Below are 19,005 nucleotides of genomic sequence, written 5' to 3'. Positions count from 1 at the left end.
CTTCATGACCGGCTTCACTGCACGCAGGTAAACGAGCTCGCGCTGTTCACGTCGCCCGCGCCGTTATAGCTGGGCCACGCCGGATACTGGCATAGCGGCCGCGTGCGTCCCGGCACACCCTCCGTATCGGTGACCACCTGATGCGCCGGCGGTGTGCCGTGCTCGACCCAGTTCTCCAGCGTCGTCAGCGAGTCCCACGACGCATTGAACTCGGTGCCGACCGCGTGCTGCAGCCCCGGAATCTCATAGAAGCGCGCGAACGAGCCGACCGCGCTAAAGCCCATCGTCACCAGCATGCGCTGACAGTAGATCTCGGTTGCCTGCGTGCTGACGGTCTGATCGACGGTGCCGTGCGCCATCAGCAACTTGCCGCCGTGCCGCATGAAGGGCGTCAGGTTCGCATCACCGCATATCCGCACTTGCATTCGATTTGGTAGAAGTCTTTCATCGGCCTGTCGATGTGGTTCCGGTGGGCCAAAATCAACCAATCAATCATAGTCGCTAACTCACGCAACACGGGCCGAATCGTTATCGCGGGCACACCAGAGTGTCGTACTCGCTCGACACTGCGAAGCCACGTAAATCGAATCGGGAATAACCACCGCATCCCCGCGGTCTTGCAGGTAAGACTTGACGGCAAATGGGTGATCAAATGAACATCGTCGATATGGTTCGCGCATCGGAACAGGTCGTCATCGAAGCCGCGTTTGCCCGACACGTGGCGCACGACACCGGCGGGACGTTCGCATGACGTTGCGGATACAAGCCGCGTTGCGCCGGATGCAACTCGGCTCCGGCGTGGTGTTGCTGGTCTATCTCTTTCTCCATCTGCTCAATCACGCACTCGGAATCTGGTCGCTCGAACTTGCCCGACGTGGTCTCGTTCTAGCGCTACGGCTCTGGCGCAGTGCGCCTGGAACGATTGCGTTGTATGGGGCGGCCGCGCTGCATTTCGCGCTGGCGATGCGAACCATCTATGCGCGCCGTCACTGGGCGTTGCCTGCGGTGGAGTGGGTGCGTCTGTGGGCAGGAATCAGCCTGCCGCTGCTGCTGATCCGTCATGCGGTGACGACCCGGCTCGCGTCCGCGCTGTATGGTTTCGAACCGGACTACGAGCGCGTCGTGATCCAGTTGCTAACGACAGGTACGCAAGGTTTGCAGCTTGCGCTGCTCGCGCCCGGATGGATACACGGATGCCTCGGACTATGGTTTCGCTTGCGTCACATGCCATGGGCGCTTCGCATGAAGCCTGTGCTGTTCACTTCGGTCATCGTGCTGCCATTGCTGTCCGCGGTGGGCTTTGTGCGGATGATGCGAACCGTCGAAGCGAAGCGGGCGATCCTCGCGGCTCCCGATCCAAAACTGATCGCGCATCAGCTTACGCTGAATGCCTGGCGTCACGATCTCGTGGCCTTATATCTGGCTCTGATCGTCGGCGCGTTCGTCGCGGGGCAATTGCGCAACGGGATCGAGCGGCGAAGATTGCGTGGGAGTTCTATTTAGGCGTTTGGAAGTATCCGGATTATCACAGTGCTCTTTGACGCGAAGCCCGGGAATATCCAACGAGAAAACTCCGTCTACCGGATGTGCATCGCGTAACTCTCACAATCTGACAAGACGGTTCGAAGTGAATGCAGATGCGCGAATACATCCCCATGTCAAAAGGAGTACATCATGAAATCCGGATCGTTGAATCAATACGCGGTTTCCCTGCTACTGAGCCTCGTGATCGTTGGTGTGATGTTGATGGCGAGCTCTGCAAGCGTGGATGCACAAACTGTGTCGGAGCCCGAGCCTCATCAAGTCACGCGCGCGGAGGTCATGCACGAACTCGAAGAACTTGAAGCGGCGGGATACAACCCGTCGATGGGCGATGATGGTTCGTATCCTGCCGATCTACAGGCCGCGGAAGCGAAGGTGGCCGCGATGCATCGAACGGAAAGAGCCGCGGCGATGAACGCGGGACAGAGCGGGCAAACGCTGCGCACGCATTGAGGGAAAGGCTGGAACGTTGATCCACCTGCGGTGGCGCACTGCGCCATTGCAATAGGCAATGTTCATATTGCGTTCATTGCATTGCCAGCATGACGTCGGAATCGTATCTTCGTCTCCATATCACGGAGACACCTATGAAGATCGCATTCCTGGGGGCCGGCGCGTTGGGTTGCGCGATCGGCTCCGCGCTGACTGAAGGTGGCCATCAGACGTGGCTGGTCGACCGCTTCGCGGCGCACGTCGAGGCCATGCGCTGCGACGGCCTGTTAGTCGACGATGCCACCGGGTCATGCCGCGTGAAAGTCCGCGCGACGACGAACCCCGCCGAAGTCGGGCCGGTGGACCTCGCCATCGTGCTGGTCAAGTCTTTCCACACCGATTCGGCGATGCGCGGCGCGCTCGACCTCGTCGGACCCGACACGCTCGTGTTGTCGCTGCAAAACGGTCTCGGCCACGAGGACGTCCAAGGTCAGCGACAACATCCTCGGCACCATGTGGGACAAGTTGCTGATCAATGTCGCGACCGGCGCGATCACCGGCATCACCAGTCTGACGTATGGGCAACTGTACGAAGAGCCCGTTCTGAAAGCCACCGCGTTGGCGGCGATCGAAGAAGCGATGGCAGCCGCGAAGGCCGCCGGCATCCATCTTTCGATGACGAAGGCGGAGGAAGCCTGGACGCTGGCGGCAAGCGTTCGGCGTCAGTGAAATGCCGCAAGGGCGCAACTGGCTGCGTCTGCCGGATGGACTTGCGCTCGAACTCATTCAGGCCAAACCTGCCACGTGCGTTGCGCAGGCGCTGGCGATCAATCCACGCGCGGAGGCGTAAAGCATGAGCACGGTCATCGAAAAGTACTGGGACGACGCGAACGAAGGCGACGCGTGCGTGAGCCCGACCTATACGGTCACGAAAGAACGCATTCTCGCTTACGCCGATCTGACCGGCGATCACACGCCCGTGCATGTGGACGAGGAATATGCGAACGCGAGCCACTTCGGGTCGATCGTCGCGCACGGGCTGTTCGGCTTGTCGATCGCGGACGGCCTGAAGACGCAGAGCGACTATCGCTTCCTGCCCGGCATGTCGCTCGGCTGGACGTGGGATTTCCTGCTGCCGATCAAGGTCGACGATGTGCTTCACGTCAGGTTCCGCGTGGGCAATATGCGCGCGAGCAACAGCCGTCCGGATTGGGGCATCGTCGTGCTGCCGTCCGAGCTGATCAATCAGGACGGCCAGGTCGTCCAGCGCGGCGAACGTCGCCTGATGGTGCCGCGCCGTCCGGGAGCGAACTGATGCAAGCCCGTCCCCTCGAAGGTATTCGCGTCGTCGACTACAGCCACTTTCTCGCCGGTCCCTATGTGGGCCGCTGCCTCGCGGCGCTCGGCGCCGAAGTGATCAGTGTCTTCAGCAGCTCGGATTGCTGGGTGACGTCCTCGGAAGCACAAAGCAGCGCGCTCACCGCACCGTCGTCGCCCGTCACTGGCGTGAGCGTGGAGTTCCACCACCTGGTACGCCCCGACTGGCTCGCATTCTGGACCGGCGAGGACCGCACGGCGGCCGAGAAGGATTTGGCGGGCGCCGTTTCCGGCAAGAGCCCCGCGCCGGACAGTTGCTCCGGTGACTCCGCTTCCATCAACATCGCGCCATGCTCCGACGCCCGCAGCATTTTTCCGTCGGTAGCGAGCACCTTCAGGCAGTCGCGATTCGCGTGCAGAAGCCCGCTCGCCAGTGCGGTGGCGGCGCTTTGCCGCGCGTAATCCACGCCGAGTTTGCGACGAACGATCGCGAGACCGGCTGCGCCCGACACCATCGACAATGCGACACGTAGGGTAATCGCCGCTTCACCGGCCGCTTGATGCACAAGAGCACCGATGCCAACGCCGGCAACGACGGCAATGCAGAGACTCGAGAACGGTATGGTCCTGCGTTGACCGTACCGCGACAGGAAACAGGAAAGAAACTGCTGGTTGCGGGCTGACCAGCCATTGGCATGTGCGTCGCTATCGACCCGGGACTCAATCGGATTGGTTTCTTTAGGGCACGAAGCCGCCTTGAATCTCACGCTGTTCTCCGACTACCGGGTTGAGCGGCGGCTCGAACGCTGCGAGCCGCCTCACTTCTATTATTACGGTAGGAAGTCACAAATCTTTAATGCGGGGAAACGCGCGGGAACCGCGGTTCGCATGAGATCGGGGGCGGATTGTGCGCCCATCAGCCTTGGTGGGGCTTGACCTGCGCGAACTGACGAATGCGCTCCGCAAGAGCGGGTATTCCCGAGTCGCGAGCCACGTAGTGAGCGACCTGCCGGGTGGCCAGATCGATGGTCACCTGATCGTCGGGGGTCTTCGTGTTGGGTCCGTCAACCGCGGGATGGTATTCGATACGCAGTTGCCTCGCGTTGGCGACGAGCCGTAAATAGCCGAAGTTGCGGTCGTCGTAGCTTTCAAGGACCACGGCATCCGTGTCTTTCGACGCAGCCTGGATCAGCTGCGGCGCGCGAAGGGGCGGCTGTCCGTTGGTGGTGAGTCGCTGCACGGCGTGACCGCCGTTCCCGCAAACGATGTAAGGGATGTGGGTGCCATCGGAACGGGTTCGCGTAAAGCGCTGATAGTTGTGCGCGTGTCCCGCGAGGTCGGCATGCGGCCAGATACCGACCTCATTGCAAACAGTATCGATCTGCTGTTGCATTTCGAGGCTCCAGCCATGACGGCCGCGCGCCACATAGGGCGGATGGTGATGCGCGAAAAGCAGGGCGCCTCGATAGTTCTCTTTCTTCACCCGCAATAACGCCGCTTTCAGGAACTTCAGCTGGCTGTTGCCGATTTGGCGGTCCGAGATCACGCCTGGGTCCTCGAGCGTATTGCTGTACAACGCAATGATGCGCACGAACGGCGCCTCGAACGTGAAGAAAACGCCTGGCTGAATTTGCGCCGTCCGTGAAAGGTTGCCCGCATCGGGAGAGACCTGGAAGCAGTCGGAGCAGAAGTTCCTCAAAAACGCCTGCAGGCTCTTCTCATGCTGCAACGGCGAAACCATTCCGTCGTGATTGCCGGCAGCGGCGAGAATCGGCGCATGATAGTTGCGGTACGGCTCATAGAACTGATCGTAGTAGTACTGCGCTTCGCCAAAGCTGTAGACGATGTCGCCCAGCAGGAAGTTGAATTGCGGCACTTCGGCGGGATCGGCTTCGTCGAAGTCGCTGACCATCTTGTCCGAAACTTCATTCTGGGTGGCCGGACCTTTCGTACTGCCGCAATCGCCGGTGGCGTGAAAGACGATCTGTCCGTTCGCGCTGATCGTATCGAGGAGCTTCTGGTTGTTGTCCACCACCTCCGCAAACGTCAGCCGGGGCTCGGTGCCGCCGCGCGGTGGCGGAAACGGCAGCGCCTTCAGCTTGTGCTCGCGGTTCAGTTCGTCGATGACCTTGTAGGCTGCGGCATCGGATGCGTGCCTGACCACGAAAGTTTGCGGGTCCGGCGTGGGTTGTGGCTGCGAGAAAACGGGCGCGGCTAGAATCCTGTCGCTGCGGTTGCCGCGTGCGGCTGACGATTCATCTGAACGCTTTTTCGGCATTTGCAATCCTCCTTGATTGGCGAACGGGAGCGGCCACGCTGTTGTCGGCAAACCGTCAGCATGTGACGGCGCTGTCGCTGGCCGGATGCACGGTTCAGACGAACCTGAAACGGGGAAGTTCAGATTCTCTTGCCGTTGCGCAACCCGTGCGGCCCGAATTGCGGGGCACCGCTGTTCCGTGCGAAAGCCGGGTTCGCGGTGGCACGCGTCTGTTATGACGGTACGAACACGCCCACAGCCGCCAGCGCCATCGCGAGCGTTGCGAGCCATCCTCCCCAGGCCAGCACGCCCTTGACGGCGAACTGTCCCATGACCCGCCGGCTTCGCGCCATCAGCATCATGATGACCATGATCGGCACCGCGGTAACGCCATTGATCACCGCGCTCCAGTACAGCGCGCGGATCGGGTCGAAATGCATGAAGGTGATGGCCACACCGCCCAGGATGGCCAGTGCGATCACCGCATAGAACTCACGCGCGAGTGTCAGATGCAACGCGAGACTGCTGCGCCAGCGAAAGCTGCCCGCGGCGGCGTAGGCGGCCGAACCGGCGAGGACCGGCAGCGCGAGCAGGCCGGTTCCGATGATGCCGAGCGCAAACAGGACGTAAGCGAAGCGCCCGGCAAACGGCTCGAGCGCGCGCGCGGCATCGGCCGAGGTTTTCACGTCGATGTGATGCAGATGCAGCGTGGCCGCCGCCGTCAACATGATGAAGAATGCGACGAAGTTGGACACCCCCATGCCAACCCACGTATCGAAACGGATCCTTCGCAACTGCGCGGGCGCCTGGTGCGGTACGCGGCGCAACGGCGCCTGTTCCGGTGCCGAGCGCATTTCTTCGACTTCCTGCGACGCCTGCCAGAAGAACAGGTACGGACTGATCGTCGTGCCCAGCACCGCGACGACCATGGTCAGATAGTCCGACGTCAGCGAGATGCGCGGCAACACAATGGCGCGCGCGACTTCACCCCAGGGGATCGGAACGATGAATGCGACCGCGACGTACGCGAGAAGCGAGAGGGCGGTCCACTTCAGAATGCGCGCATAACTGTCGTAGGGGACAAAAATCTGCAGAACGACGCAGAGCGTCCCGAGGCCGACGACATACAGGTGCTGCGGACCTGGCAGCAGCAATCCGGCCGCGGCGCCCATCGCCGACAGATCGGCGGCGATGTTGATCACGTTTGCCACGACGAGCAGGGCGACCGCGCCGTACAGCAGCCATACCGGATAATGCGCGCGTATGTTGGACGCGAGGCCCTTGCCGGTTACCCGGCCAATCTGCGCGCTAACCAGTTGTATTGCGGTCATCAATGGATACGTGATCAGGATCACCCAAAGAAGGTTGAATCCGAACTGCGCGCCGGCCTGCGAATAGGTGCCGATTCCTGACGGATCGTCGTCCGCGGCGCCCGTGATCAGGCCAGGGCCCAGGCGTCTGATCCAGGATCGCTCCACGGAATCGCGTACGGCGGATTCCGGCTCTATCAATTTTTCGTCGTTCATATATATGTCACCTCGCGGCAACATTTAGCAAATTGCGGGCCCGGGCATTCGTGCCGGCGTTGCGCGGCTTCGGGAGGCGGGCATTGGGAATCGGCTGCACATCATGGACGCGCTCGACGAGCGCACCGGCGAAGATGCGCAAGGCGCCTCCGGTGAAAGTGAGCGGAAATGCGGGTTTCTAAAACGGGAGTAACGAACGTTGGGCCGTCCCGGCGGACACCGTCACGCATGGTGCGCAAGAGGCTTCGTCCGCAACTGGATCTCGTCGATCGCGTAAGGCAAGTCTTCGAGCACGATTGGCTTGGCGCGGCTCAGTCCAGGCGCGGCTCAGTCCAGTCGCGGCTCAGTCCAGTCGCGGCTTGAACGCATACTGCCCAATCTCGCCGCCGCGCGCGACCACCGCCGTGCTCTCGGGAATTTCCTCCCAAAAGCCCGGCAAGTCCGCGAGCGGCTCGGACAACACGAGGAACGCATTCTCGCCGGCCGTCTTGATGCGCTCGTCGTCGGGATACAACTCGCGCAGATGACGGAACGACGTGCTGTGAAACAGCGAGCGCGACTGTCCTTCGCTCGAATAGCGGGCCGCGATGATCTGCTCGCCGTCGGTCGCGCACACGGTCATGTTCAGCGGTTCATCCACGCCATGCCGGCGGCCGGTGGCTTCGACGAATCCGACCATCCGTTCGAGCGCGGTGACGGGCGCGAACTCCAGCCCGAAGGTCAGCGCGAGAAAAAACAGCACCTCGGAATCGGTCGAGCCTTCGATGGACGGGAACAGATCGGGGTCGATCTTCACCATCAGGTCGCGGCGCACCGCCGGATAGTTGCGCACCAGGCCGTTGTGCGCGAACAGCCAGCGGCCGTGGCGGAACGGATGACAGTTGGTTTCCTGCGACGGCGTGTCGGTCGCCGCGCGCACGTGCGCGACGAACAGCGGCGAGTGGATTGCCCGCGCGGCCTCGCGTAGATTGCGGTCGCTCCACGCGGGCTGGATGCAGCGGTAGCGAAACGGAATGTCAGTGGGATGTCCATACCAGCCGATCCCGAATCCGTCGCCATTGGTGGTGGTGGCGCCGAGCCGGGAATGCATGCTCTGATCGATCAGCGAATGCCGGGCGTTGAACAGCACGGTTTCGAGCTGAACGGGATTGCCGGTATAAGCGAGCCAGCGGCACATGATTGCTCTCCTGTCGGTTGCGCGTAACAACCCTACACCACCCGCGGGCGGCGATTGTAGGACCAAAGTCCGATTGAGGCAGACACCGTACCTGTCACTATGCCAGATGGCGTTTAGGTGCTTCCGTGCCGGGCATCGCTTTGAGCTTGCACCGGCCTGATCTGATAGAGGCAGGACGCGCATGAGCCACTTTCTGGACAGGTTACGTTACTTCAAGGCCCCCCGTCCCCAGTTCTCGGATGGTCATGGTGCTGTCACAGATGAAGACCGGCAATGGGAGGAAGCTTACCGCCAGCGCTGGCAGCACGACAAGATAGTTCGCTCCATGGGCATCGTCACCGGGATCGTCGGGCTTGCAGGGGGCTTGGCGGATTCCTGCGGCCGATCATCTTCGGCATCCTGCTGGATTTTTTCAGGGTGCGTTCCACCTGTTTTATGTTCCTGTACGGGATCGTCTGGGTTTCGCTGATCCTGATCTGCCTGTCGGAAGTGCGGCACACACCGGTCGTGGGTTCCGTCGCTTAGCCGTGTTCGTGTTTGCTCCGCGCGAGTGGTCGACTGCGCCGTTGCCGCTCGACGGACCGCCCCGCAAAAGACGAGGCGGCAAACGTGCAGCACTGAGATTCGCGCAGGCTGCAGGCTCTGCCAGCCAGCCTGCTTTTTTGCTGATGGAGGTGCCGATGAAACGCCGTGAACTGTTGGTTGCGCTGGCCGCAGGCGCGCTCGCCGAGGGTTCTACCGGCCTGGCGCAGGCAAGCCAGGCGAAATTCACCGGTCAGATCGATCTGCCCAAGCCCAACCTCAAAGGCACGATGTCCCTCGAAGAAGCCATCGAGAAGCGCAGGTCCGTGCGCAGATTCGCGCCAAAGCCGCTGCCGGTCGAGGCCATTGGCCAACTGCTGTGGGCCGGGCAGGGCATCACCAACTCGGACGGCAAGCGCGCGGCTCCGGCGGCCGGCGCTTTGTACGCGCTCGAACTTTACGTGGTGACCCCCACGGAGGTGATGCACTATCTGCCTGATGGCCACCGGGCCGAGACGCGGGCGACCCACGACCTGCGCCCCGAGATGAGAGCACTGGCGGTCAACCAGGCGTCCGTCGAGGCGGCCCCGGCCTTGCTCGTGGTGGCCGCCGACCCCAGTCGGCTGACCGCGAGGTATGGCGGGAGAGCGAATCTGTATGCCGATCTCGAGGTCGGGCACGCGACCCAGAACATGCTGCTCCAGGTCGTCACGCTTGGGCTCGTCGCGGTGACCGTGGGCGCCGTCGACGGAGCTCCGGCGGCGCGCAAGCTCGGCCTGCCTCACGCCCAGACCGTCGTCTATCTGATCCCGGTAGGTTTTCCGGTCTAAGTCATTGCGTGAGGCAATATGAGTTCGATCGACGTCGGCCTCCATGAGGCGATCCAGCGATATCTGGGGCAAGACGAGAAATACGAGCAGCGGGCGCGACTGGCCGAGGGTCCCGTTTTCCTTTCGGAAGCGTTCGATCTGGGGCCACCGCCGCCAGCCGGACAAAATAATCGGCGTAGGCGATGTGCTATTCGAGCTCCGCAAATTGCTGACCCGCGAACGAAAGGTGCTCGATACTTTCAAACAGGACCCGGACCTCACGTTCGATAAGCTGACGGCAATAGAAGACACCTACAAGGCACCGCCCGCTCCCTGACACGCGGGCTCGAGGACTGGGTCCTTCCCGGCGCGACGGCCTGCGCGGACATCGATGCACCGGCCAGCAGTGCGGCAAACACGAACTTCGAAGGAGCGGGTATCGTGTGTGCCATGTCAACTCCGCGTGGTGCCTATGAAGCCGATTCTCGTGCGCTCGACCCTGGTGGAATATTCGAAGCGTCGTGCTGTCCGTTTCGCGATGACGGTGATCGCGACGATCATGGCCGGATGCGTTTCCTCCTCACAGCTGAGCGGTCATGTCACACCTTCGCAAGCTTCCGATGCGAAGGCGCTCGACCTGGCGGTCGCCAATCCACAACGCAGTCAGACCGCCCGGGCGCGCGACGTCTATCGTCACCCGGCGCAGACGTTGCGCTTCTTCGATCTGAGTCCGACGCAAACCGTGCTGGAGATCGCGCCGGGCGGCGGGTGGTACACGGACATTCTGGCGCCCTATCTGCACGACGCGGGTCACCTGTACGAAGCGCAATATCTGAGCACGTCCGCGGACCTGGCCTCGGAAGACCGGTCAATCGATGCAGAGTATTTGCGTAAGCTCGCGGGCACCCCCGCAATCTACGGGAACGTCGTGGTCGGCACATTGCACGCGGGCCAGTTTTTCGGCTTCGATGCACACGAGCGGTTCGATCGCGTGCTTACTTTTCGCAACATTCACAACTGGATCAAGGATGGGCAGCTCGATGCCAATCTGCGTGCGTTCCATGACGCGCTGAAGCACGGGGGCGAACTTGGCGTGGAAGAACATCGCGCCCGGCCCGGCTCGACGGTACAGCAGATGATCGAAACCGGATATGTGACTGAAGCTTTCGTGATTGACCGGGCACAGGCGGCCGGCTTCGTGCTCGCGCAACGCAGCGAAATCAACGCGAACGCGCGAGATACGAAAGATTATCCGCAAGGCGTATGGTCGCTGCCACCGGGCTACGCGGGCGGTGACGTCGACCGCTCGCGCTACGCCGCAATCGGTGAATCGGATCGCATGACGCTGAGATTCGTCAAGCCTTAGCGTGTTCTACGGGCGCCAGCCGCGAGCGGTAATCGGCCGACGCGTTGGGCTGCGCTCAGTTTGTTGCACGACCCGCAGTAGCGTATCGACACAGTCCAGCGCGTCTGACAGTCGCCCGAGCACGATCAGCGAGCGGGCCGCATCGAGACGACCGTGAAACATCGCGTCGCGCGGTCCGGCCCGTTCCACCATGTCGATGAGTTGCCTGATCTCGGCCTTGACCCGCGTGTAGTCGGCGGGCCAGTAGCGGTCAATCCAGTTGCGTAGTGCGCGGATCAGCACCACGCAATCGTCGTACTCGCACTGCACGCTATCCATTGTCACCCTCATCGGTATCCCGCTCGGTGCCGCAAGCGGGATGCCGAATCTTCCCAGCCCAGTCTCATTGCCTCTTCGACATGCCAGTTCGACTTTTGCAGATCGCACGACTCCGAAGCTCGATCGTCCATCTGCGGCCCCCATTGGGGGGAAGCCACCCCCCAATCTCGCCTGCATCTGTAAACGAAGCAAGCGGCGCGCCACGTGTCGCCGGCGCTGCGCATCATTGCTAGAGCGGGGCGCGGCCACGTTCTCGCAGTTCGGGCTCGAAGAATATCCATCGTGCGGCTGGAAAACGCGCACGGTCCTCCCCGGAGGGAGGGCGGTGTCCATTCCATCTCGACCCTGAAGGGACCGTCCGCTCTCTCGATAGCGGACGGTCGCCGCCCACACAACGGCTCGGCTCGTTGATCCCGCGTACGAACCTACGATGTCGCATCGATGTGGCGTTCAACCCAAATAGTGTTCATGCGCTGGTTGCCTCACCCTGTCCATCGGCGGCCATATCCGCAGCAGCCTGAATTCGCTTTCCCATCTCGAATGCACGAATTTCGTAGCCAAGCTCCTGGTACAAATCGACCGCCTTTTCGTTGAACGCCCAAACGGCCAGCCTGACGTCGGTGGCACCGTGTTTCCGCACCCACTCTTCTGCGAGTTTCATCAGTGTGCTGCCGATTCCGCGTCCCCACAGTCGTTCGGAAACAGCGATCGAGCCGATGCGGCCAACGACCATCGGCTGCAATAACGAGCTTATCGGCTGCATCACCTGAACGGTGACAAAGCCGACCGCCTTGCTGCCAAGCTCGGCAAGAAACGTAGCCCGATCTTCTTCCTGAAGGCTGGAGAGCCAGTGCAGTTTGTCCCGATCCATCTCGGTTGTGGCATCCGCATAGATATCGGGGCGTGCCAAGTGGTGGATCGCGTTCAAGATTTGACCCAACTCGCAAATTTTCAAAATGTCGTCGATGGTTGCGCGGCGATAGCTTATCGAGTCGGTCATCTTCAGCTCTTGATGGTGGGGAAATAAAAAAAGGCGCCTTAAGCGCCTTGGTCGTTTGCACATGGAATGGACCGTGAGGTCGAATTCCTTGCTATGGACGTAACGACCCACGGCGCAACGGATAGCGACCGTGATGATGGTGGTGAGCCTTGCTCGGGACGTTACGAAGTTCCATGCTGTCAATATTGGCACAAAAACAATTTCTGCGTGAGCACATTATTTTTTTGAGTGGCGGCTGTGTCTAACCGGGCATATCGGCCAGCAACGCCCATCGCTCGTGGTCGCGCCATTCGCCATTTATGCGGAGATAGCGAGGAGAAAAACCTTCCTGTTTAAAACCCAACCGCCGCACAAGTGCGATCGACGCGATATTCCCCGCTTGAATATTTGCCTCCACCCGATGCAATCCAAGTTCGCTGAAAGCATAGATCACAGCTGCCCGTACCGCGTCCGTCATCAACCCCGCCCGGGCGAAGTTCGACATTCCGTAATACCCGAGATAGGCGCTGCGAAAAGCGCCCATTACTATTTCGTTAATGTTCACCACGCCGACAATTTGATTCGATGCCACTTCACGCGCAATGAGGCCGACGTTCGACCCGGTGAGACCACCCGAAAACCAGTTATCAAAGCCCGTTTGATCGGTAAAGGATGTGACCCAAGGCAGGTGATAGTCCTGACTTGCCAAGTTTGCGGCGATCAAATCGGCGGCGTCGGCACGGATCACTCGGCTTAGCTGAATGCCACTCATGATGCTCCATCGTATAGGCGTGTGCAGGGCTTGAATTGTCGCCGATCCAACAGAGATGGATCAATCTCGGGAGTTGGCCGAACAGGGTCCGACAGGTTTCTCAGTCGTCTAGCTCAATGCGATAACGAAGAGTTTCCGCGAATCCATAGGCGGCGGTCTTTTTGAACCGGTCAATCAGGACACCACTGCATGCTGCGATCACCCGCTGTGAGGCTATATTTTCAGGATCAACCGTTAGTTCCACGTAGGGCAAGCCTTGCAGCCTCGCTTCGCCAAGCATCAAATTGAGCGCCTGCTTGGCGTAGCCGTTGCCTCGCTTCCACGGCACGACTGAGAAGCCGATATGTCCGAGCACATACAGCGGCAATTCGGCGGATCCAGCCTGCCAACGAAATCCGATCGCACCGCTAACATCGCCGTCCCAAATCCATCGGATGATGCTTGGCAGACGGGCAACGGTCGAGCCATCGGGCAAAGGAATCGGGCCGCCTGATGCGGTCGGATCATCCAGCCCGTCGACGAATGCCTCCGCGTTCAACTCGATAGCATTCAACTGTTCGCGCGCAGCGACCTCCTTACGAACATTGTCAGGTGACCATCCCGCTTCAAGGGCCGAAACGTAGCTTGCCAGCAACGCAGTCGTAGGCCTCAAGAGTTCGATCTCAGTTGTCATTTTCTTCGCGTCAGGAGGAGTGATTGTCAACAGTTTAAGCGGCGGCGTCGAGTGTCTCAAATTGGCCGAACCCGGTCCGACGCCGAGACAGTCGAGGTAGCCGCCGTCGACGTTCTGTGTCCGGCAGAAGTCGACCCTGTATAAACATTCGCCTTCCGAGGCGAGCCGTCCGCTCACGGACAGGCAGCAGAAATGCCGGATTGCAAATAAAAAGTAACTTCTGAGTCTACTAACTCGAAGGAATCGCATAACTGGTTGATTTTGCAATGAAATAGTCCGCCTGATACGCCAGGCGGCATGCTTTGTTGCGCGCAGCAAAATTACGTCTTCGACTTTACGCGTTGCTCGTCCTATTGTGCATGCGGAGGCTTCGTCCACTCGTGGCGTGGTCTCGCAACCTTGAACCAAAAATGGTCCCCGTTCCTGACCGAACATGCGGACCTATTCCGGAGACAACAATGAAAAGACAGCTTGGGTTCGCGTTAGCGCTTGGCGCGTCCGTTCTGCTCACCGCGTGCGGGGGAGGCTCGGAAGTCACCTCCACTTCGCCGACCATCAAGACTGCCATCTCGGTACCCAATTCAGCCACCCCGCCGTTCAGTTTCGACATCAGCTACGCCGATAGTGGCAAGTACTACCTTGCCGACCGCAACAACGCGGCGGTCGACGTGGTCGACACGAAGAGCAACACGCTCATCGCGCAGATCAAGGGCAGTGGCCCCACCGCCTTCACCGGCTTTAATGCGAACACCGATGTGGCCGGCCCTGATGGACTCGTCGGCATCCCCGGCACAAACATCCTCTATGCCGGCGATGTCAACTCGATCAAGGTCATAGACGTCGCCCAGCAGAAAGTCGTCAGCACCATCGCAGTCCCACCACTCAACACGGCCCCGCACCGCGTCGACGAAGGCTGCTACGACCCGGACGACAACCTGGTGATGTTTTCGAGTCCGGGGGAGACGCCCCCGATTGCGACTTTCATTTCGACGAAGACAAACTCGATCGTCGCGACGTATAGGTTCACGACGTCGTCCGGCCTCGAGGCATGCGTGTACGACTCGAAGTCGAAGAGCTTCATCGTCAACAACGACGGCACGCCCACCAATCCGGCAGGTGAGGTGAACGTGATTGCCGCGAATACGGTGGTCGCAGGCGCACCGGCGGTGAGCAAAGTATTCCCGCTTGGCGCATGCGGGCCAACAGGACTCGAACTCGGTCCGAACAACGACATGCTGGTGGGCTGCGATCCGGCCGCCGGGAAGCCGCTTATCACGTTGATCCTCGATCGGACGACGGGCGCCACGCTTGCGAGCATTCCATTCGGCGGAGTCGATCAGGTCGCGTACGACGCAGTGTCGAATCGCTATTTTCTCCCGGCTCGTCATGAGACCGCGACCGGCATCGCGGCCGCCTCCGGCTTCACGCCGATACTCGGCACAGTCGACGCGTCGACGCGCACACTCATCGACAAGCTGGCGGTCGGCAACGGTGTACATTCGGTCGCGGTGGATGGCGCCTCGGGTCAGGTGTACGTGCCCTTCCAGCCAGGGGTCGCGGCTTTCCCGAATGGCGGGATTCATGTCATCACTACGCATTGAGGACGTATGAACCGCTGCCGGCGTGGAGGTTGCTGCACGATCCTCGCCGGTAGCGCTCCTTGAAGCTTGGGGGCTTCAAGGAGCGCGTTCGCGCTGCGCAAGAATGCATTGGGTTGTCTGCTCCTCGCCGACTGTGAAGGTCGAGACCGACCGCCGACCCATAAAGCGGCCCGTCAACGCGTCGAACGGCAACATCATTCGCCGACATCGTCTTGCTGCCACGAGCGGCTGTTATGGCCGATGACACGACGCCTGTAATCGGCGGGCGAAGATCCGCTGTCTGGATGAAGCTGATGCATGAGCGTCCGTCTGGGCGTGCAGGCGAACTGCTGGAGATGGCCCAGACTGTGTCAAAACGCACGTCGCTTCGGCGCACCGCAAAAAACGGCTTGTCAAAACGACCTATACCGGCCTCGCGGCACCTCGGGAGGGATAAAGCGACCCACTAAAACCTAGTGAATTTGAGTTTTGACGCACCCTCGGCCGCATGCTGCCGGACGCATCGGGCGCATGTCGACCCGATATAGATAGTCCGTTCCGCTTTCATCGATACTGGTGGGACTGGCAGCTCGCTGCCAGTCAATGCGGAACATGCACCCGTGGACTACGAATAAGTCGACCCAAACGCCTGGACGATTGCCGCTTTAGCTTCGAGTCCACGGGTGCGCTTGCGTCCGATAACGAATACTCAGGGTTCGCCGTCACACCGGCTCACTATATTGCCTTCGCTGAACGCAAGCATGCATGTCCCTACCGGGTAATCTATCACTTGCGGAGGTTCGCATGGCGCCGCTATCGAATCAGCATTTCAAGGCTTTTGTCGGCATCGACTGGGCCGATACCAAACATGACATCTGCCTGCAGCAGGCTGGCGACGACAGGCGCGAGTTCGACTGCATTCCTCACCAGGTTACACGCATCGATGAATGGGCAAAGGTATTACATCGGCGCTTTGGTGGCCCCATCGCGATCGCGCTTGAGCTGGCCAGAGGGCCGATCGTCTCTGTGTTGCAGAAACATGCGTTCTTCACACTGTTCCCGGTCAATCCCGCAATGCTTGCGAAGTACCGTGAGGCGTTCAAACCGAGCCGGGCCAAGGACGATCCCACCGATGCCGAGCTGGCACTCGACCTGCTGCTGCGCCATCCTGAGCGGTTCAGCCCGCTCAGGCCGCAGAGCGCCGGCATGCGTTCCTTGCTGAGCCTGATCGAACAGCGTCGTGAACTGGTCGGCGACAAGACCCGGTTCACCAACCGGCTAACCAACGCACTCAAGCAGTATTACCCTCAACCCCTGGAATGGTTCGACGATATCGACACGGTACTGTTCTGTGATTTCCTGACCCGCTGGCCAACTCTGCCAGCAGTCAGGCGCGCGAGCAGAAAGACCCTTGAAACGTTCTTCCATGCGCACAACTGTCGGCGGGCCAAACTGATTGAGGGACGTCTGGAGTCGATCCGTTGTGCTGCATCGCTCACTGATGATCCCGGGATCGTTGCGCCTCACCGCTTGCTCGCATTGATGTTGGTTTCGCAACTGCGCACAGCGCTCGCCGCGATCGACGTGTTCGACAAGGAGATCGCGGCAGTCGCACGCACACTGCCCGACTTCGACCTGTTTGACAGCTTGCCCGGCGCAGGTCCGCATCTGACACCGCGCCTGCTGGCTGCATTCGGTGAGCAACGTGACCGCTTCAGCGGCGCTGATGAACTGCAGAAGTACTCCGGCATCGCGCCGGTCACCGAGCGCAGCGGCAAGAAGTGCTGGGTGCACTGGCGCTGGCAATGCCCGACCTTCCTGCGCCAGACCTTCGTCGAATGGGCCGGCCAGACCATCAACAAATCGTTCTGGGCCGGCGCCTATTACCGGCAACAGCGGGCGAAGGGCAGCTCGTATCAGGCCGCCGTGAGGGCGTTGGCGTTCAAGTGGATACGGATCCTCTACCGCTGCTGGCAGACCGGCACACGATACGACGAGAGCGTCTACCTCAACGCCCTCAGGAAGCGTGGTTCGTCACTCCTCAGGAACCTCGAACTTCCGGGGTAACCCGTTCCGGTCGACGATGACGCAGCTGGTTCCGGGGCCGTGGGTTGCCTCCATTTGACGTGATGTCGCGAGTTGTCCACGGCCGGCCGGCGGGTCGCCTGTTATGACCATGACGCTGGCCGGCGGTGGGCAACTCGCCAGGTGGGCGCGCGACGTTTCTTCGACATACGCCGTTTCATGAATGAGCGACGCCCGAGACTACAGGGTCAAGGATGTGGGCTGCACATGCCCTCGGAAAAACCTTGACGGACTGCCTCAGGGCGTGAAGGGGACTTTCCGGTTTCCCGAAAGCGGCCCTTCACAGCAAGGAAGCAGGGACGGTTGCCATTGCGGGACGTGTGCATAGACGCTACATCACTCATTTTGCCGATCCGAAATATCCTCCAGCGAACACTGCGCGACAGGCATCGCCCAACCGGTGGTCCCTCAGGCGCACAATCATTCTCGTAAGCCTTCCCGAACAGAACCTTCACACCATGTCGGCGCGATCGACCGACTGAGCGATAGAGTACAAGCCAGCAGGACCGCAACTGCTGTAAAAAGAGTCAATAAAACTTGTACGCCCCAGTATTCGGAGATTACCCCAGCGAGCGCCGAACCTAGGGGATACAAAGCAAAGGCTATTAATCGGCATAAACTGTTGACCCTTCCCTGAAGCTGCTCGGGCACGGACCTAACACGGTAAGCGAATTGCATAACGGCGTAGAGAGAATAGAACGCTTCGACTAGCCCATAAACTAAGCCAAGCTTCGGCAAATTTGTCGCTATGAACAACGCACCAAAGGCGATCGCATGGAGCCAGGCGGCCAGCACCGCTCCTCGGCCAAAACCATGCAAACGCAACCAACGCATGCCGCAAATGGATCCGAGAACACTTCCGATACCTCCGCATGCGACCATCGTCCCAATCGACGTATCGCTGACGCCCAAACGTTGTCCCAGAGTGATTGCCAAAAGCGGCATTGCGGCGTTGATTAAATTCAAGCCCCCCATGATGCATGCAAGCAAAAGAACTAGGCGGGCACCTGAAAGCCATCGAATTCCCTCCGCAATTTCCTCGGTCAAGGAACGGCGCGCATCCACACGCGAAACATTTAGTTTGGTCTTAAGTACTTTGAGGAGGATGAAGGAACAAAGGTAGCAGAAAGCGCCGGCGAAAAGCGCCCCGCTAATCCCAACAATTTGATAGACCAACGTCGCGGCCGCCGGCCCGAGAATCATCGCGGTACCGAAGCCAGCCTCGTTCGTGCTAGATGCCTGAGACAGCAGTTCGCGGGGCACTACGCTCGACAGGACTGCCGCTTCAGCGATATTGAAAAATACAAACAGGATGCCGTCTACTATGCAGACGAAGTAAATGTGCCACTGATTGACGACGCCGTAATATGCCATTAGGCCAAGGGCGAAAAAGCAGAGGTACCGCCCGGTCTGACACGCCATCATGATGTGTCTGCGGTTCCATCGATCGACTAGCGCCCCTAATGGCAGGCTCAAAAATAAGTAAGGCGCGGACCTCAAGACGCCCACCACCCCTGCGGCAGCCATCGATCCGGTGAATTTTAGGATCAACAGCGGAAAGACCACGTTCATACCCGCACCAACCAAGGTGGACGCCGATTGCGCTGAAAGCAAAAACACGTAATCGCGAATGCTCCAAAGCTTCATCGA

General features: G+C 60.4%; 18 protein-coding genes and 5 pseudogenes. 12 read left to right on the top strand and 11 right to left on the bottom strand.

What is annotated here, in order from left to right:
• Window positions 1–14 precede the first annotated feature (14 nt).
• Window positions 15–425 (bottom strand): tannase/feruloyl esterase family alpha/beta hydrolase, encoded by a 411-nt coding sequence (locus tag OKW41_RS14825; protein WP_429572985.1) that lies wholly within the window; start codon window positions 423–425, stop codon window positions 15–17.
• Between the two features lie 322 nt (window positions 426–747).
• Between OKW41_RS14825 and OKW41_RS14820 the strand changes: the two genes are divergently transcribed.
• The 6 genes and pseudogenes from OKW41_RS14820 to OKW41_RS14795 form a co-directional block, all read left to right on the top strand.
• Window positions 748–1,503 carry a hypothetical protein gene (locus OKW41_RS14820; RefSeq protein WP_429572984.1) on the top strand — a complete coding sequence of 252 codons (756 nt, stop codon included), beginning with the start codon at window positions 748–750 and terminating at the stop codon, window positions 1,501–1,503.
• Between the two features lie 171 nt (window positions 1,504–1,674).
• Entirely contained in the window at window positions 1,675–1,995 is a 321-nt protein-coding gene (locus OKW41_RS14815; RefSeq protein ID WP_429572983.1) for a DUF4148 domain-containing protein, read from the top strand.
• Window positions 1,996–2,084: 89 nt separating this feature from the next.
• Window positions 2,085–2,465 (top strand): annotated as a pseudogene (locus tag OKW41_RS14810) (ketopantoate reductase family protein); the annotation flags it as partial.
• 218 nt (window positions 2,466–2,683) lie between these two features.
• Window positions 2,684–2,824: pseudogene (locus OKW41_RS14805) on the top strand (VOC family protein); the annotation flags it as partial.
• Window positions 2,825–2,827: 3 nt separating this feature from the next.
• Window positions 2,828–3,289 carry a MaoC family dehydratase gene (locus OKW41_RS14800; protein WP_429572982.1) on the top strand — a complete coding sequence of 154 codons (462 nt, stop codon included), beginning with the start codon at window positions 2,828–2,830 and terminating at the stop codon, window positions 3,287–3,289.
• A pseudogene (locus OKW41_RS14795) lies at window positions 3,289–3,399 on the top strand (CoA transferase); the annotation flags it as partial. The gene OKW41_RS14800 and the pseudogene OKW41_RS14795, both read left to right, overlap by 1 nt.
• Here the strand turns inward: OKW41_RS14795 and OKW41_RS14790 are convergent.
• The 5 genes from OKW41_RS14790 to OKW41_RS14770 form a co-directional block, all read right to left on the bottom strand.
• Window positions 3,351–3,806, bottom strand: coding sequence for a PAS domain-containing protein (locus OKW41_RS14790; RefSeq protein WP_429446846.1), 456 nt, complete (start codon window positions 3,804–3,806; stop codon window positions 3,351–3,353). The pseudogene OKW41_RS14795 and the gene OKW41_RS14790 sit on opposite strands and share 49 nt — an antisense overlap.
• Window positions 3,807–4,207: 401 nt before the next feature.
• Window positions 4,208–5,569 (bottom strand): metallophosphoesterase family protein, encoded by a 1,362-nt coding sequence (locus tag OKW41_RS14785; RefSeq protein ID WP_429572981.1) that lies wholly within the window; start codon window positions 5,567–5,569, stop codon window positions 4,208–4,210.
• Window positions 5,570–5,781: 212 nt separating this feature from the next.
• The gene (locus OKW41_RS14780) at window positions 5,782–7,074 is read right to left on the bottom strand and encodes an NRAMP family divalent metal transporter (RefSeq protein WP_429572980.1); all 1,293 of its coding nucleotides are present in this window, start codon (window positions 7,072–7,074) and stop codon (window positions 5,782–5,784) included.
• A 7-nt stretch (window positions 7,075–7,081) separates the two neighbouring features.
• On the bottom strand, window positions 7,082–7,216 hold the full coding sequence (locus OKW41_RS14775) for a hypothetical protein (protein WP_429572979.1): 135 nt from the start codon (window positions 7,214–7,216) through the stop codon (window positions 7,082–7,084).
• 201 nt (window positions 7,217–7,417) lie between these two features.
• Window positions 7,418–8,251, bottom strand: a complete 834-nt coding sequence (locus OKW41_RS14770; protein ID WP_429443885.1) for a class II glutamine amidotransferase — start codon at window positions 8,249–8,251, stop codon at window positions 7,418–7,420.
• A gap of 181 nt (window positions 8,252–8,432) precedes the next feature.
• On the opposite strand from OKW41_RS14770, the pseudogene OKW41_RS14765 reads away from it, so the two are divergent.
• From OKW41_RS14765 to OKW41_RS14750, 4 genes and pseudogenes are all read left to right on the top strand, one after another.
• Window positions 8,433–8,576: pseudogene (locus OKW41_RS14765) on the top strand (nitrate reductase); the annotation flags it as partial.
• A pseudogene (locus OKW41_RS14760) lies at window positions 8,577–8,776 on the top strand (MFS transporter); the annotation flags it as partial.
• Window positions 8,777–8,931: 155 nt separating this feature from the next.
• Window positions 8,932–9,603 carry a SagB/ThcOx family dehydrogenase gene (locus OKW41_RS14755; protein ID WP_429572978.1) on the top strand — a complete coding sequence of 224 codons (672 nt, stop codon included), beginning with the start codon at window positions 8,932–8,934 and terminating at the stop codon, window positions 9,601–9,603.
• A 451-nt stretch (window positions 9,604–10,054) separates the two neighbouring features.
• The gene (locus OKW41_RS14750) at window positions 10,055–10,948 is read left to right on the top strand and encodes a class I SAM-dependent methyltransferase (protein ID WP_429572977.1); all 894 of its coding nucleotides are present in this window, start codon (window positions 10,055–10,057) and stop codon (window positions 10,946–10,948) included.
• A 6-nt stretch (window positions 10,949–10,954) separates the two neighbouring features.
• Here the strand turns inward: OKW41_RS14750 and OKW41_RS14745 are convergent, their stop codons facing one another.
• From OKW41_RS14745 to OKW41_RS14730, 4 genes are all read right to left on the bottom strand, one after another.
• On the bottom strand, window positions 10,955–11,266 hold the full coding sequence (locus OKW41_RS14745) for a hypothetical protein (protein ID WP_429572976.1): 312 nt from the start codon (window positions 11,264–11,266) through the stop codon (window positions 10,955–10,957).
• A 466-nt stretch (window positions 11,267–11,732) separates the two neighbouring features.
• A complete protein-coding gene (locus OKW41_RS14740) occupies window positions 11,733–12,266 on the bottom strand; it encodes a GNAT family N-acetyltransferase (protein WP_429443881.1) in 534 nt (177 codons plus the stop codon).
• Window positions 12,267–12,507: 241 nt separating this feature from the next.
• Complete coding sequence (locus tag OKW41_RS14735; RefSeq protein WP_429572975.1) at window positions 12,508–13,017, bottom strand: GNAT family N-acetyltransferase; 510 nt, start codon at window positions 13,015–13,017, stop codon at window positions 12,508–12,510.
• 100 nt (window positions 13,018–13,117) lie between these two features.
• Complete coding sequence (locus OKW41_RS14730) at window positions 13,118–13,867, bottom strand: GNAT family N-acetyltransferase (RefSeq protein ID WP_429572974.1); 750 nt, start codon at window positions 13,865–13,867, stop codon at window positions 13,118–13,120.
• A gap of 281 nt (window positions 13,868–14,148) precedes the next feature.
• On the opposite strand from OKW41_RS14730, the gene OKW41_RS14725 reads away from it, so the two are divergent.
• Both OKW41_RS14725 and OKW41_RS14720 read left to right on the top strand, forming a co-directional pair.
• A complete protein-coding gene (locus tag OKW41_RS14725; RefSeq protein WP_429443877.1) occupies window positions 14,149–15,291 on the top strand; it encodes a hypothetical protein in 1,143 nt (380 codons plus the stop codon).
• 783 nt (window positions 15,292–16,074) lie between these two features.
• Window positions 16,075–17,337, top strand: coding sequence for an IS110 family transposase (locus tag OKW41_RS14720; protein WP_429443797.1), 1,263 nt, complete (start codon window positions 16,075–16,077; stop codon window positions 17,335–17,337).
• A gap of 438 nt (window positions 17,338–17,775) precedes the next feature.
• Here the strand turns inward: OKW41_RS14720 and OKW41_RS14715 are convergent, their stop codons facing one another.
• Entirely contained in the window at window positions 17,776–19,002 is a 1,227-nt protein-coding gene (locus OKW41_RS14715) for an MFS transporter (RefSeq protein ID WP_429572973.1), read from the bottom strand.
• Window positions 19,003–19,005: the final 3 nt, after the last annotated feature.

The sequence above is a fragment of the Paraburkholderia sp. UCT70 genome (assembly GCF_050434085.1).
In the GTDB taxonomy this organism is placed as follows: Bacteria; Pseudomonadota; Gammaproteobacteria; order Burkholderiales; family Burkholderiaceae; genus Paraburkholderia; species Paraburkholderia tuberum.
Note: the sequence above shows the minus strand (reverse complement) of the source record. Positions and strands in the feature narration are given on the sequence as shown.